The 13,832-nt window shown below is 40.3% G+C and carries 12 protein-coding genes; all 12 read left to right on the plus strand.

Annotated features, from left to right (window positions below; genetic code table 11):
* Positions 1-58 precede the first annotated feature (58 nt).
* Positions 59-1,486 (plus strand): AcpB/EbpR/MafR family transcriptional regulator, encoded by a 1,428-nt coding sequence (locus tag L0P31_RS05035; RefSeq protein ID WP_238096047.1) that lies wholly within the window; start codon positions 59-61, stop codon positions 1,484-1,486.
* Between the two features lie 159 nt (positions 1,487-1,645).
* Complete coding sequence (gene glpK / locus L0P31_RS05040; protein WP_000076788.1) at positions 1,646-3,154, plus strand: glycerol kinase GlpK; 1,509 nt, start codon at positions 1,646-1,648, stop codon at positions 3,152-3,154.
* A gap of 41 nt (positions 3,155-3,195) precedes the next feature.
* A complete protein-coding gene (gene glpO, locus L0P31_RS05045) occupies positions 3,196-5,022 on the plus strand; it encodes a type 1 glycerol-3-phosphate oxidase (protein WP_045612462.1) in 1,827 nt (608 codons plus the stop codon).
* A 70-nt stretch (positions 5,023-5,092) separates the two neighbouring features.
* Complete coding sequence (locus tag L0P31_RS05050) at positions 5,093-5,797, plus strand: MIP/aquaporin family protein (protein WP_238096049.1); 705 nt, start codon at positions 5,093-5,095, stop codon at positions 5,795-5,797.
* Between the two features lie 223 nt (positions 5,798-6,020).
* The gene (locus L0P31_RS05055; protein ID WP_000813667.1) at positions 6,021-6,152 is read left to right on the plus strand and encodes a teichoic acid D-Ala incorporation-associated protein DltX; all 132 of its coding nucleotides are present in this window, start codon (positions 6,021-6,023) and stop codon (positions 6,150-6,152) included.
* A gap of 20 nt (positions 6,153-6,172) precedes the next feature.
* Complete coding sequence (gene dltA, locus L0P31_RS05060) at positions 6,173-7,723, plus strand: D-alanine--poly(phosphoribitol) ligase subunit DltA (RefSeq protein ID WP_238096051.1); 1,551 nt, start codon at positions 6,173-6,175, stop codon at positions 7,721-7,723.
* The gene (gene dltB / locus L0P31_RS05065) at positions 7,720-8,964 is read left to right on the plus strand and encodes a D-alanyl-lipoteichoic acid biosynthesis protein DltB (RefSeq protein ID WP_084953110.1); all 1,245 of its coding nucleotides are present in this window, start codon (positions 7,720-7,722) and stop codon (positions 8,962-8,964) included. Before dltA ends, dltB begins: the two co-directional genes overlap by 4 nt.
* A 12-nt stretch (positions 8,965-8,976) precedes the next feature.
* Positions 8,977-9,216 carry a D-alanine--poly(phosphoribitol) ligase subunit DltC gene (gene dltC, locus L0P31_RS05070; protein ID WP_000351967.1) on the plus strand — a complete coding sequence of 80 codons (240 nt, stop codon included), beginning with the start codon at positions 8,977-8,979 and terminating at the stop codon, positions 9,214-9,216.
* Positions 9,209-10,477, plus strand: a complete 1,269-nt coding sequence (gene dltD / locus L0P31_RS05075) for a D-alanyl-lipoteichoic acid biosynthesis protein DltD (protein WP_049501952.1) — start codon at positions 9,209-9,211, stop codon at positions 10,475-10,477. Before dltC ends, dltD begins: the two co-directional genes overlap by 8 nt.
* 217 nt (positions 10,478-10,694) lie before the next feature.
* A complete protein-coding gene (locus L0P31_RS05080; protein WP_049499142.1) occupies positions 10,695-12,047 on the plus strand; it encodes a dTDP-4-dehydrorhamnose 3,5-epimerase family protein in 1,353 nt (450 codons plus the stop codon).
* Entirely contained in the window at positions 12,034-12,807 is a 774-nt protein-coding gene (locus tag L0P31_RS05085) for an alpha-1,2-fucosyltransferase (RefSeq protein ID WP_238096053.1), read from the plus strand. The genes L0P31_RS05080 and L0P31_RS05085 overlap by 14 nt, the downstream gene beginning before the upstream one ends.
* Positions 12,808-12,828: 21 nt before the next feature.
* Positions 12,829-13,824 carry a dTDP-glucose 4,6-dehydratase gene (rfbB, locus tag L0P31_RS05090; RefSeq protein ID WP_238096055.1) on the plus strand — a complete coding sequence of 332 codons (996 nt, stop codon included), beginning with the start codon at positions 12,829-12,831 and terminating at the stop codon, positions 13,822-13,824.
* Positions 13,825-13,832 lie beyond the last annotated feature (8 nt).

Genomic DNA, 13,832 nt, shown 5'->3' on the forward strand with positions numbered 1-13,832 from the left:
ATTTCAGCATTTGTAAGATTTATGCTATGCTTAAGGTAGAAAATGAAAGGGGTAACAAATGTATTTAGGAGATTTGATGGAAAAGGCCGAATCTGGCCAATTTTCAATCCTTTCCTTTCTATTACAAGAGTCTCAGACGACTGTCAAGGCTGTAATGGAGGAAACAGGATTTTCAAAAGCAACCCTAACCAAATATGTCACCCTTCTCAATGACAAGGCTTTGGATAGTGGCTTAGAGCTGAACATCTCCTTAGAAGATGAAAATCTGCGCCTGTCAATCGGTGCAGCTACCAAGGGAAGAGATATCCGAAGCCTATTTTTAGAAAATGCCATAAAATACCAAATTCTAGTCTATCTTCTCTATCACCAACAGTTCCTAGCCCATCAACTGGCTCAAGAATTGATGATTAGCGAGGCAACGCTTGGTCGCCACTTAGCTAGTTTAAATCAGATTTTGTCAGAATTTGACTTATCCATCCAAAATGGTCGTTGGCGAGGTCCAGAGCATCAGATCCGTTACTTCTATTTCTGTCTTCTCCGCAAGGTTTGGTCTAGTCAGGAATGGGAAGGCCACATGCAGAAGCCAGAGAGAAAGCAGGAGATTGCCAGTTTAGAGGAAGTCTGCGGTGCAAGCTTGTCTTCGGGGCAGAAGTTAGACTTGGTTCTCTGGTCCCACATCAGTCAACAACGTCTACGGGTCAATGCCTGTCAGTTTCAAGTCATAGAAGAGAAAATGCGAGGGTATTTTGACAATATTTTCTATCTTCGTTTGCTGAGAAAGGCTCCGTCCTTTTTTGCTGGGCAACACCTTCCTCTCGGAACTGAGGATGGAGAGATGATGATTTTCTTCTCATTTCTCCTATCTCATCGTATTCTTCCTCTTCATACTATGGAGTATATTCTTGGTTTTGGAGGGCAGTTGGCAGATTTGCTGACGCAATTGATTCAAGAAATGAAGAAGGAGGAGTTACTGGGTGATTACACAGAGGACCATGTTACCTATGAACTCAGTCAGCTTTGTGCTCAAGTCTATCTTTATAAGGGCTATATTTTACAGGATTGCTACAAGTACAAGTTAGAGAATCGTCATCCATATTTACTGATGGAACATGATTTTAGGGGGACGGCAGAGGAGATTTTTCATGCTCTACCTGCCTTTCAGCAGGGGACGGATTTGGATAAGAAAATTCTCTGGGAATGGCTTCAGTTGATGGAATATATGGCTGAAAATGGTGGTCAGCATATGCGGATTGGTCTGGATTTGACATCTGGTTTTCTTGTCTTTTCAAGGATGGCAGCCATTTTGAAACGGTATTTGGAATATAATCGTTTTATTACCATTGAAGCCTATGACCGAACTCGACATTATGATTTGCTGGTTACCAATAACCCCATTCATAAGAAGGAACAAACCCCAGTCTATTATTTAAAAAATGACTTGGATATGGAAGATTTGGCGGCTATTCGTCAGTTATTATTCACTTAAAAGGCTTGGTCGTTCCAGGTCTTTTTTGTGAAATTCACACAATCTCCTCACATTTTTTTAAAAATTAAAAAAAGTTGATGAACAAGAAAGCGCTTTATTTTGTATACTAGTAAGTGTAAAGAGGAAACATCCTCAAGATCTTTATCAGGAGGACAGCACATGTCACAAGAAAAATACATCATGGCCATTGACCAGGGGACTACAAGCTCTCGTGCCATTATTTTCAACAAAAAAGGAGAAAAAGTTAGCTCGAGTCAAAAAGAGTTTACCCAGATTTTCCCTCAGGCAGGTTGGGTAGAGCACAATGCCAATGAAATTTGGAACTCTGTTCAGTCAGTTATTGCGGGTGCTTTCATCGAAAGCGGTGTCAAGCCAAATCAAATCGAAGCAATCGGGATTACCAACCAGCGTGAAACAACTGTTGTCTGGGATAAGAAAACAGGCCTTCCTATCTACAACGCAATCGTTTGGCAGTCACGCCAGACAGCACCTTTGGCTGAGCAACTAAAAAGTCAAGGCTATGTGGAAAAATTCCATGAAAAGACTGGTTTGATCATCGATGCTTACTTCTCTGCTACTAAAGTTCGTTGGATTTTGGACCATGTAGAGGGCGCTCAAGAGAGAGCTGAAAAGGGTGAATTGCTCTTTGGTACCATTGATACTTGGTTGGTTTGGAAATTGACTGACGGTGCGGCTCACGTGACCGACTACTCAAATGCAGCTCGTACCATGCTTTATAACATTAAAGAACTCAAATGGGATGATGAGATTTTGGAAATCCTCAACATTCCAAAGGCTATGTTGCCAGAAGTTCGTTCTAACTCTGAAATCTACGGTAAGACAGCTCCATTCCATTTCTATGGTGGACAAGTGCCAATCTCAGGTATGGCTGGGGACCAACAAGCAGCCCTCTTTGGACAGTTGGCCTTTGAACCAGGTATGGTCAAGAATACTTATGGAACAGGTTCTTTCATCATCATGAATACTGGTGAAGAGATGCAGTTGTCTGAGAACAATCTTTTGACAACCATTGGTTACGGTATCAATGGCAAGGTTTACTATGCCTTAGAAGGTTCTATCTTCATCGCAGGAAGTGCCATTCAATGGCTTCGTGACGGTCTTCGCATGGTGGAAAATTCACCAGAATCTGAAAAATACGCTCGTGATTCTCACAACAATGATGAAGTTTATGTCGTTCCAGCCTTTACAGGTCTAGGTGCTCCATACTGGAACCAAAATGCCCGCGGTTCTGTCTTTGGCTTAACTCGTGGAACAAGTAAAGAAGACTTTATCAAGGCAACTCTTCAATCTATCGCTTATCAAGTCCGTGATATCATCGATACGATGCAAGTGGATGCGCAGACAGCTATCCAAGTCTTGAAAGTAGACGGTGGTGCAGCTATGAACAATTTCCTCATGCAATTCCAAGCTGATATTTTGGGAATCGATATCGCACGCGCCAAAAACTTGGAAACAACAGCTCTAGGGGCAGCCTTCCTAGCAGGTTTGTCAGTAGGCTATTGGAAAGACTTGGATGAGTTGAAACTCTTGAACGAGACAGGAGAGCTCTTCGAGCCATCTATGAACGAATCTCGCAAGGAACAACTCTACAAGGGCTGGAAGAAGGCTGTAAAAGCAACTCAAGTCTTTGCGGAAGTAGACGACTAATACTGGAAGAATAAAGCGACTCAGTTAGAAAGTGTGTAAATATGGAATTTTCAAAGAAAACACGTGAATTATCAATTCAAAAAATGCAGGAACGTACCTTGGACCTCTTGATTATCGGTGGAGGTATCACTGGTGCTGGTGTAGCCTTGCAGGCGGCAGCTAGTGGTCTAGATACTGGTTTGATTGAAATGCAGGACTTCGCAGAAGGAACATCCAGCCGTTCAACAAAATTGGTTCATGGAGGACTACGTTACCTTAAGCAATTTGATGTAGAAGTGGTATCAGATACAGTTTCTGAACGTGCAGTGGTTCAACAAATCGCTCCACACATTCCGAAACCAGACCCAATGCTCTTGCCAGTTTACGATGAAGATGGAGCTACTTTTAGCCTCTTCCGTCTTAAAGTAGCTATGGATCTTTACGACCTCTTGGCAGGTGTCAACAACACACCAGCTGCTAACAAGGTTTTGAGCAAGGAAGAAGTCTTGGAACGCCAGCCAAACTTGAAGAAAGAAGGTTTGGTAGGAGGTGGAGTTTATCTTGACTTCCGTAACAACGATGCTCGTCTCGTGATCGAAAACATCAAACGTGCCAACCAGGACGGTGCCCTCATTGCTAACCACGTGAAGGCAGAAGGCTTCCTATTTGACGAAAGTGGCAAGATTACAGGTGTTGTAGCTCGTGATCTCTTGACAGACCAAGTCTTTGAAATCAAGGCCCGTCTGGTTATTAACACAACAGGTCCTTGGAGCGACAAGGTGCGCAATTTGTCTAATAAGGGAACACAATTCTCACAAATGCGTCCAACTAAGGGAGTTCACTTGGTAGTGGATTCAAGCAAGATCAAGGTTTCACAGCCAGTTTACTTTGATACAGGTTTGGGTGATGGCCGTATGGTCTTTGTTCTCCCACGTGAAAACAAGACTTACTTCGGTACAACGGATACAGACTACACAGGTGATTTGGAACATCCAAAAGTGACGCAGGAAGATGTAGATTACCTACTTGGCATTGTCAATAACCGCTTCCCAGAAGCCAACATTACTATTGATGATATCGAAAGCAGCTGGGCAGGTCTTCGTCCATTGATCGCAGGCAATAGCGCTTCTGACTACAATGGAGGAAATAACGGAACCATCAGTGATGAAAGCTTTAACAACTTGATTACGACTGTTGAATCTTATCTCTCTAAAGAAAAAACTCGTGAAGATGTAGAGGCTGCTGTTAGCAAGCTTGAAAGCAGTACCTCTGAGAAACATTTGGACCCATCTGCAGTTTCTCGTGGTTCTAGCTTGGACCGAGATGATAATGGTCTCTTGACCCTTGCTGGTGGTAAAATCACAGACTACCGTAAGATGGCTGAAGGAGCTATGGAGCGCGTGGTTGACATCCTCAAAGCAGAATTTGACCGTAGCTTTAAACTCATCAATTCTAAGACTTACCCTGTTTCAGGTGGGGAATTGAACCCAGCAAATGTGGACTCAGAAATCGAAGCCTTTGCGCAACTTGGAGTGTCACGTGGTTTGGATAGCAAGGAAGCTCATTACCTAGCAAATCTTTATGGTTCAAATGCACCGAAAGTCTTTGCTCTTGCTCATAGTTTAGAACAAGCACCAGGACTCAGCTTGGCAGATACCTTGTCCCTTCACTATGCAATGCGCAATGAGTTGGCTCTGAGCCCAGTTGACTTCCTCCTTCGTCGTACCAACCACATGCTCTTTATGCGTGATAGTTTGGATAGCATCGTTGAGCCAGTTTTGGATGAAATGGGACGATTCTATGACTGGACTGAAGAAGAAAAAGCCGCTTACCGTGCGGATGTCGAAGCAGCTCTTGCTAACAACGATTTAGCAGAATTAAAAAATTAAGAAAAAATAAAAGAGGTGGAGGGCAGGACTCCTAGTCTACCCTCTCCTTCTTTTTAATGGAGACAGAAAGATGATGAATGAATTATTTGGAGAATTTTTAGGGACTTTAATCCTGATTCTTCTAGGAAATGGTGTTGTTGCAGGTGTGGTTCTTCCAAAAACCAAGAGCAACAGCTCAGGTTGGATTGTGATTACTATGGGTTGGGGGATTGCAGTTGCGGTTGCAGTATTTGTATCTGGCAAGCTCAGTCCAGCTCATTTAAACCCAGCTGTGACGATTGGTGTGGCCTTGAAAGGTGGTTTGCCTTGGGCTTCTGTTTTGCCTTATATCTTAGCCCAGTTCGCAGGGGCTATGCTGGGTCAGATTTTGGTTTGGTTGCAATTCAAACCTCACTATGAGGCAGAAGAAAATGCAGGAAATATCCTGGCAACCTTCAGTACTGGACCGGCCATCAAAGATACTGTATCAAACTTGATTAGCGAAATCCTTGGCACCTTTGTATTGGTATTGACAATCTTTGCTTTGGGACTTTATGACCTTCAAGCAGGAATCGGAACTTTTGCAGTGGGAACTTTGATTGTCGGTATCGGTCTATCACTAGGTGGGACAACAGGTTATGCCTTGAACCCTGCACGTGACCTTGGACCTCGTATCATGCACAGTATCCTTCTAATTTCAAACAAGGGAGACGGAGACTGGTCTTATGCCTGGATTCCTGTTGTGGGACCTGTTATCGGTGCAGCCTTGGCCGTGCTTGTATTCTCACTTTTCTAATCTAGAAAACAATTATGTTGATAAAGCTTGAGATGAAAATCTCAGGCTTTTTTAAAAATATTCATAGAAAAACTGCATAATCTTTAAAATTAGCTTAAATGCAGTGAAAATGTACGGTAAACAATTGAAAGATTACCCTAAAAAATGGTACAATGGTAGAAAAATACTATAGTAAGAGTCTATCTTATTTAGCAAAAATTACAGAAATGAATGGTTTTTCTTGATGAAACAGAGAAAAGAATTGTACCTCTTTCTTGGTCGGACAGCCTTGTATTTTCTTATCTTTCTAGGGCTGCTTTACTTCTTTAGCTATCTTGGTCAGGGTCAAGGAAGCTTTATCTATAATGAATTTTAACTTGAAGGAGAATCCCTATTGTGTCAAATAAACCAATAGCAGATATGATTGAAACCATTGAGCATTTTGCTCAGACCCAGCCTAGCTATCCTGTTTATAATGTTTTAGGGCAGGAACACACTTATGGCGATTTAAAGGCTGATTCGGATAGTTTAGCTGCAGCCATCGACCAACTAGGATTGCCTGAGAAGTCTCCTGTAGTCGTTTTTGGTGGTCAAGAATATGAAATGTTGGCAACTTTTGTAGCACTGACTAAGTCAGGTCATGCCTACATTCCAATTGACAGCCATTCGGCCTTGGAGCGAGTTTCAGCTATTTTAGAAGTAGCGGAGCCAAGCTTGATTATTGCCATTTCAGACTTTCCATTGGGTCAGATTTCTACGCCAATGATGAATCTAGCTCAGGTTCAAGAAGCCTTTGCCCAAGGGAATAACTACGAAATCACGCATCCAGTTAAGGGAGATGATAATTACTACATTATCTTTACTTCTGGTACGACTGGTAAGCCTAAAGGAGTGCAGATTTCACATGATAATCTCCTCAGCTTTACCAACTGGATGATTACGGATAAGGAATTTGCGACACCAAGTCGTCCGCAAATGCTGGCTCAACCGCCTTATTCTTTTGACCTGTCTGTCATGTACTGGGCTCCAACCTTGGCACTTGGTGGTACACTTTTCGCTCTTCCTTCAGCTATTACTCAGGACTTTAAGCAACTCTTTGCGACCATCTTTTCATTGCCAATCGCTATCTGGACATCAACACCGTCTTTTGCAGATATGGCCATGTTGTCTGAAGACTTCAACAGTGAGAAAATGCCTGGAATCACGCATTTCTACTTTGATGGCGAAGAACTGACTGTCAAAACAGCTCAAAAACTGCGTGAGCGTTTCCCAAATGCCCGTATTATCAATGCCTACGGTCCAACAGAAGCAACAGTAGCCCTATCAGCTGTGGCCGTGACAGATGAGATGTTAGCGACTCTCAAACGCCTACCAATCGGCTATACCAAGGCCGACTCTCCAACCTTTATCATTGATGAGGAAGGCAATAAATTGCCAAATGGCGAACAGGGAGAAATCATTGTTTCTGGACCAGCCGTTTCAAAAGGTTATATGAACAATCCTGAAAAAACGGCAGAAGCCTTCTTTGAGTTTGAAGGTCTACCAGCCTACCATACAGGAGATGTGGGAACTATGACAGATGAAGGCTTGCTTCTCTACGGCGGACGCATGGACTTCCAGATTAAGTTCAACGGTTACCGCATTGAGTTAGAAGATGTCTCTCAAAACCTCAATAAGTCTCGCTTTATCGAGTCTGCTGTAGCTGTGCCACGTTATAATAAAGACCACAAGGTGCAAAATCTATTGGCTTATGTCATCTTGAAAGACGGTGTTCGTGAGCAGTTTGAGCGAGATATCGATATTACCAAGGCTATCAAGGAAGACCTGACAGACATCATGATGTCCTACATGATGCCGTCTAAATTCCTTTATCGAGACAGTTTGCCACTGACTCCAAATGGAAAAATTGACATCAAAGGATTGATTAACGAGGTGAATAAGAGATGATGGAGTTCTTTCAACAGCTTCCTCATTTAGAGCCATATGGGAATCCTCAGTATTTTGTCTATGTGATTGCTGCAACCTTGCCCATCTTTATCGGTCTCTTTTTCAAGAAACGCTTTGCCTGGTATGAAGTACTGGTTAGTCTCTTCTTTATCGTCACCATGTTGGTAGGTGGGAAGACCAATCAGTTGGCTGCCTTGGGTATTTACCTTTGCTGGGAAATATTGCTCCTGCTTTTCTACAAGCATTATCGAAAAAGCAAGGATGGCAAGTGGGTCTTCTACCTAGTTAGCTTTCTATCCCTCCTTCCGATTATCTTTGTCAAGGTGCAGCCGGCTATCAATGGAACGCAGTCTTTGCTGGGGTTCTTGGGAATTTCTTACCTGACCTTTCGTTCGGTTGGGATTATCATCGAGCTGAGAGATGGAGTGATTAAGGATTTTACCCTCTGGGAATTCCTCCGTTTCCTTCTCTTCATGCCGACCTTTTCAAGTGGCCCAATCGATCGCTTTAAGCGATTTAATGAAAATTATCAGACCATTCCTGAGCGAGATGAGTTGATGGATATGCTGGATGAATCTGTTCGCTATATCATGTGGGGATTTTTGTACAAGTTTATCCTAGCTCATGTTTTAGGAGAGACCTTACTCCCTCCTCTGAAGAATCTAGCCTTGCAGTCAGGTGGTTTCTTTAATCTCTATGCCTTGGTAGTCATGTATACCTTTGGTCTGGAGCTCTTCTTTGACTTTGCAGGTTACTCTATGTTTGCTTTAGCCATTTCAAATTTGATGGGAATTCGTAGCCCTATCAACTTTAACAAGCCCTTTTTATCAAGGGATTTAAAGGAATTTTGGAATCGTTGGCACATGAGTCTCTCTTTCTGGTTCCGTGACTTTGTCTTTATGCGAATGGTGATGGTGTTGACCAGAAAGAAGGTCTTTAAGAATCGCAATGTAACCTCAAGCGTGGCCTATATTGTAAATATGCTGATTATGGGATTTTGGCACGGTGTGACCTGGTACTACATCGCCTATGGACTCTTTCATGGGATTGGACTGGTTATCAATGACGCTTGGATTCGCAAGAAAAAAACGCTCAATAAGGAACGGAAAAAAGCAGGGAAGCCTGCTCTACCTGAGAATCGCTGGATTCAGTTGCTTGGCATGGTTGTCACCTTCCATGTCGTCATGCTGTCATTCTTGATCTTTTCTGGATTTTTGAATGATTTATGGTTTAAAAAATAAAGGAAATAAAATATGGATATCAAATCAGAAGTTATCGAAATTATTGATGAGTTGTTTATGGAAGATGTTTCTGACATGATGGATGAAGATCTTTTTGATGCAGGTGTTTTAGATAGTATGGGAACGGTTGAATTGATTGTGGAGATTGAAAACCGTTTTGACATTCGTGTCCCTGTAACAGAGTTTGGTCGCGACGACTGGAATACAGCCAATAAAATCATAGCTGGTATTGTGGAGCTACAAAATGCTTAAACGCTTATGGATGATCTTCGGACCGGTCTTGATAGCTGGTTTGTTGGTTTTTCTGCTCATTTTCTTTTATCCTACTGAGATGCATCATAATCTAGGAGCTGAAAAGCGTTCAGCGGTGGCTACTACTATCGATAGTTTTAAGGAGCGAAGTCAAAAGGTCAGAGCCCTATCTGATCCAAATATGCGTTTTGTTCCCTTCTTTGGCTCTAGTGAATGGCTTCGTTTTGACGGTGCTCATCCTGCGGTATTGGCTGAGAAATACAATCGCTCCTACCGTCCTTATCTTTTAGGACAGAGGGGAGCTGCCTCGCTCAATCAGTATTTTGGGATGCAACAGATGTTGCCACAACTGGAGAATAAACAAGTTGTATATGTTATCTCACCTCAGTGGTTCAGTAAAAATGGCTATGAGCCAGCAGCATTTCAGCAGTATTTTAATGGAGACCAGTTGACCAGTTTTCTGGAACATCAATCTGGGGATCAGGCTAGTCAATATGCAGCGACTCGCTTACTACAGCAGTTCCCAAATGTAGCTATGAAGGACATGGTTCAGAAGTTGGCAAGTAAAGAAGAATTGTCGTCTGCAGACAATGAAATGATTGAATTATTAGCTCGGTTTAATGAACGCCAAGCTTCCTTTTTTGGTCAGTTTTCAGTTAGAGGCTATGTCAATTATGATAAGCATGTAGTTAAGTATTTAAAGACCTTGCCAGACCAGTTTTCTTATCAAGCTATAGAAGATGTTGTTAAAGCAGATGCAGAAAAGAATACTTCTAATAATGATCTGGGAATGGAGAATTATTTCTATAATACGCAGATTAAGAAGGATTTGAAGAAATTAAAGGATTCTCAGAAAAACTTTACCTATCTCAAGTCGCCAGAATATAATGACTTGCAGTTGGTTTTAACACAGTTTTCTAAATCCAAGGTAAACCCGATTTTTATCATTCCACCTGTTAATAAAAAATGGATGGACTATGCTGGTTTACGAGAAGATATGTACCAACAAACGGTGCAGAAGATTCGTTACCAGTTAGAAAGTCAAGGGTTTACCAATATAGCAGATTTTTCTAAGGACGGTGGGGAAGCTTTCTTTATGAAGGATACCATTCACCTTGGTTGGTTAGGTTGGTTGGCATTTGATAAGGCCGTTGATCCCTTCCTATCCAATCCCACCCCAGCTCCGACTTACCATCTGAATGAGCGCTTTTTCAGTAAAGACTGGGCGACTTATGATGGAGATGTCAAGGAATTTCAATAGACGAATCATAAAATAATAAACGATTTAACTCTAAAAGTTAGACAATTAGTCTGATTTTTAGGGTTTTTCTTTTTACTAATAAAAATGTGTATTTATAGATATGGGTGTTTAAAAAGAATGACCTTCATCTGGCTAGAGAACTCATATAGTGGTATAATTTAAGAAACATAATGAAAATAGCTTTAGTGTGGATGCATTACAATATAGAGGGGAAAAGATGGATATAGATAGAACTATTTCAGTACAGATTCAAGGTTTGTTGGTGTTTGAAAGTCCTCTTCATCATGATGAGCGTGGCTATTTTTTAGAGAATTGGCGAAAGAAAGATTTGCTTGCAAATGGGGTGCCAGAGTCATTCTTTCATCATAAACTTCAAAATAATGTGTCTGTTTCAAAGCAGGGGGTTATCAGAGGGATGCATTGTCAGGGTTATGAAAAATTGATGACAGTAGCCTATGGGACTTTCAAAATGATTTTTATCGATTTGCGGATAGATTCTCCAACTTACAAATCTGTAGATGTGATAGATGTCCAACCTGGTAGGGCTGTTTTTGTCCCTGGCGGAGTTGCTAATGGTGCACAGTCGTTAGTTAATAATGGGATATTGAATTACCTGGTTGCTGACTATTATGATCCACATAAAAACTATTTAGGTATTACACCATTAGACAAAGACGCTCATTTGTCGTGGGATTCTCTTTTAAAACCAATCATTTCTGAAAAAGACCAAGCTGCTAAATCTTTCAAAGAAGTTCTTGAAATAATTGAATCAAGCAAGAAGAAAGTGGCCTTAATTGGCTCGACGGGTGCAGTTGGGAAAGTTTTATTTGATACATTAAGGAAGCAATCTGATATTGATTTAAGTTGTTTCAATAGAAATAATATTGAAGAAGCTTTGAAAGATTTTTATGATGTGGTCATTTGTACTGCTCCGTCATCAGAAAAATTATTAACCAATTTAGGTATGAAAAACGATGATGCGGAAATAGAGAAATTAGTAAATGTTCTAAAAAATATTCAGACAGGTCATATGATTTTAGTGTCCACTAAATCTGTATTTGATAGTGGCGCCAGATATAGCACTATTCATCAAAAGATATATAATGGCGTGACTGAGGCTCATCAAAATAAGAACACTATTTATATTATGGATACCTTATATGGAAAAACGCTGAAAAAGGGTTTTATCAATGATTTACTTTCTAGACAATGGACTTATATTTCAAATGATATTGTTTTGGATAAGCCTGAGTTAGAAAACTATTATCAAAAAGTAAATGATCAGTTATGGGATTTAGTAGAGCCTCTTCCAGATGAATTGTTGAGGGATTTAGAGCCAATTTCTGATATTTATCCTGATGAGATGTGCTATCAAGTAACAGCAATAAATGATTTGGTTTGTCATCTAGTAGCGAATTTAAATAGAATTGATGGAGTGAAACTGGGTATTGATCAGTCTGAAATTTTGACAGGTAGACAAATAAAGAATTTACTAAAAAATCCTGACAATTCTACTTTAGGACGATACTTTAAAAAGCAAGAAGGAGATTTTAATCTTGAAAATTTATGAAAATAATAGAGGTTTTCAACTAGGAAATTTGCTCTATCTCTTACTACAAGCGCATAGAGATCGGATGATGGGCTATGAGGAAAGTTATGTCTTACGAACAGGATATTTTCAGTTTGCCCAAACCTTTTTTCCAAAAACCGCTGTCTTATTTTCAAAAGCAAATGGTATCGAATTAGAAGATTTTGGTTATTTTCAAGAGGCAGGTGTTGACTATTCTTCAGAAGAATTGGACTCTTTTTGTAGAGAGTATTTGATTGAACCAGTAGTAGCTGCTTCCGCTCAATTTGAAGAGAAAAATGTGACAATTGCAATTAGAAGAACGGATTTTCTCAATGAACGAAATAGAAAAAATTACGGTTATAACGCTCAATTGTATATCGGTTCTTGTTTGGGAAAGATAGCAGCAATTGAAGGGGATAATTTTCAACATTTAACTATCCGAGTTACTTCAGACGATGTTGTCTGGTGTCGCGAAGAATTGGTACCTTTTCTAAACTCTCAGTATCATTTTGAAAACCCGATTATAGTTGAGGAGCAGGATGTTCAAGATAACTTTTTACAACTGTATAGCTGTAACAAGTATTTCATTTGTCCCAATTCGACCTATTGTTATTGGGTAGGTTATATTTTAAGACTGACAAAGCCTTTTGTAAAAGTGTTTGTTCCTGATTTTAATACTTTACTTGAACAAAATGGAAAACAAATTGCGGATACAAGAGAATGGGAAGTTGTAAGTGTTGACCGTACTGGCTTTGAGTGAAAAATATAAAAGGGAAAATAGATGAACTATAAAAATATCGTTGTGACTGGTGGAGCTGGTTTCATTGGTTCAAATTTTGTTCGATACCTAAAAGAGACTTATAAGGATATTCAGATTACGATTTTGGATAATTTGACTTACGCCTCTTCGATGAAAACAATCGAAGATTTATTGGATGATAGGGTATCGTTTTATAAACTGGATATCGCAAATGAGTTGGCATTAAGCAACTATATCGATGAAGGAGTTGATTTGATTGTTCATTTTGCAGCAGAATCTTTTAATGACAAGTCTTTGCACGATACGTCTGTTTTTGTGAAAAGTAATATTGTCGGGACGCACAATCTTTTAGAGTTAGCTAGGAAGTATGATATCCGTTTCCACCATATTTCAACAGATGAGGTTTATGGGGATTTCCCATTAGAAAGTAAGGATAAATTTACTGAAAAAACGCAGTACAATCCAAGTTCTCCCTATGCTGCTACAAAGGCTTCTGCTGATCTATTAGTGAAAGCATGGGTTCGTTCTTTTGGGGTTAGGGCTACGATTTCCAACTGTTCAAACAACTATGGACCCTATCAAAATCCTGAGAAATTTATCCCAAGGCAAATCACCAATCTTTTAACTGGACAGCAGGCAGTTCTATATGGAGCAGGACTGAATATTCGTGATTGGATTCATGTCAAAGATCATTGTCGAGCTATTGACACCATTATTGATAAGGGCGTTATTGGTGAGACCTACTTGATTGGTGTAAATAATGAGCGAACGAATGTTGAAGTTTTACAGAAAATCTTGTTGCAGTTAGGAAAATCTCAGGAAGATTTCAAGTATATAGCAGATAGACCAGGGCACGACCTTCGTTATGGAATTGACGCAAGTAAGTTATATACTGAATTAGGTTTTACACCTCTCTACGTGGATTTTGATAAAGGCTTAAAAGAAGTTATCCATTGGTATCAAGACCATGAAGATTGGTGGCAAGAGATGATTGCACAAAAGCAAGATGCTAAGTAAGAGTTTGT

This window comes from Streptococcus mitis (assembly GCF_022137125.1).
Lineage (GTDB): Bacteria > Bacillota > Bacilli > Lactobacillales > Streptococcaceae > Streptococcus > Streptococcus mitis_CE.

Bases quoted from the DNA above. Each gene is read 5' to 3' on its own strand.
- L0P31_RS05055 (WP_000813667.1), top strand. From the start codon at position 6,021: ATGAAACAGAGAAAAGAATTGTACCTCTTTCTTGGTCGGACAGCCTTG.
- L0P31_RS05035 (WP_238096047.1), top strand. From the start codon at position 59: ATGTATTTAGGAGATTTGATGGAAAAGGCCGAATCTGGCCAATTTTCA.
- dltC (WP_000351967.1), top strand. From the start codon at position 8,977: ATGGATATCAAATCAGAAGTTATCGAAATTATTGATGAGTTGTTTATG.
- rfbB (WP_238096055.1), top strand. From the start codon at position 12,829: ATGAACTATAAAAATATCGTTGTGACTGGTGGAGCTGGTTTCATTGGT.
- dltD (WP_049501952.1), top strand. From the start codon at position 9,209: ATGCTTAAACGCTTATGGATGATCTTCGGACCGGTCTTGATAGCTGGT.
- L0P31_RS05050 (WP_238096049.1), top strand. From the start codon at position 5,093: ATGATGAATGAATTATTTGGAGAATTTTTAGGGACTTTAATCCTGATT.
- glpK (WP_000076788.1), top strand. From the start codon at position 1,646: ATGTCACAAGAAAAATACATCATGGCCATTGACCAGGGGACTACAAGC.
- dltB (WP_084953110.1), top strand. From the start codon at position 7,720: ATGATGGAGTTCTTTCAACAGCTTCCTCATTTAGAGCCATATGGGAAT.
- glpO (WP_045612462.1), top strand. From the start codon at position 3,196: ATGGAATTTTCAAAGAAAACACGTGAATTATCAATTCAAAAAATGCAG.
- L0P31_RS05080 (WP_049499142.1), top strand. From the start codon at position 10,695: ATGGATATAGATAGAACTATTTCAGTACAGATTCAAGGTTTGTTGGTG.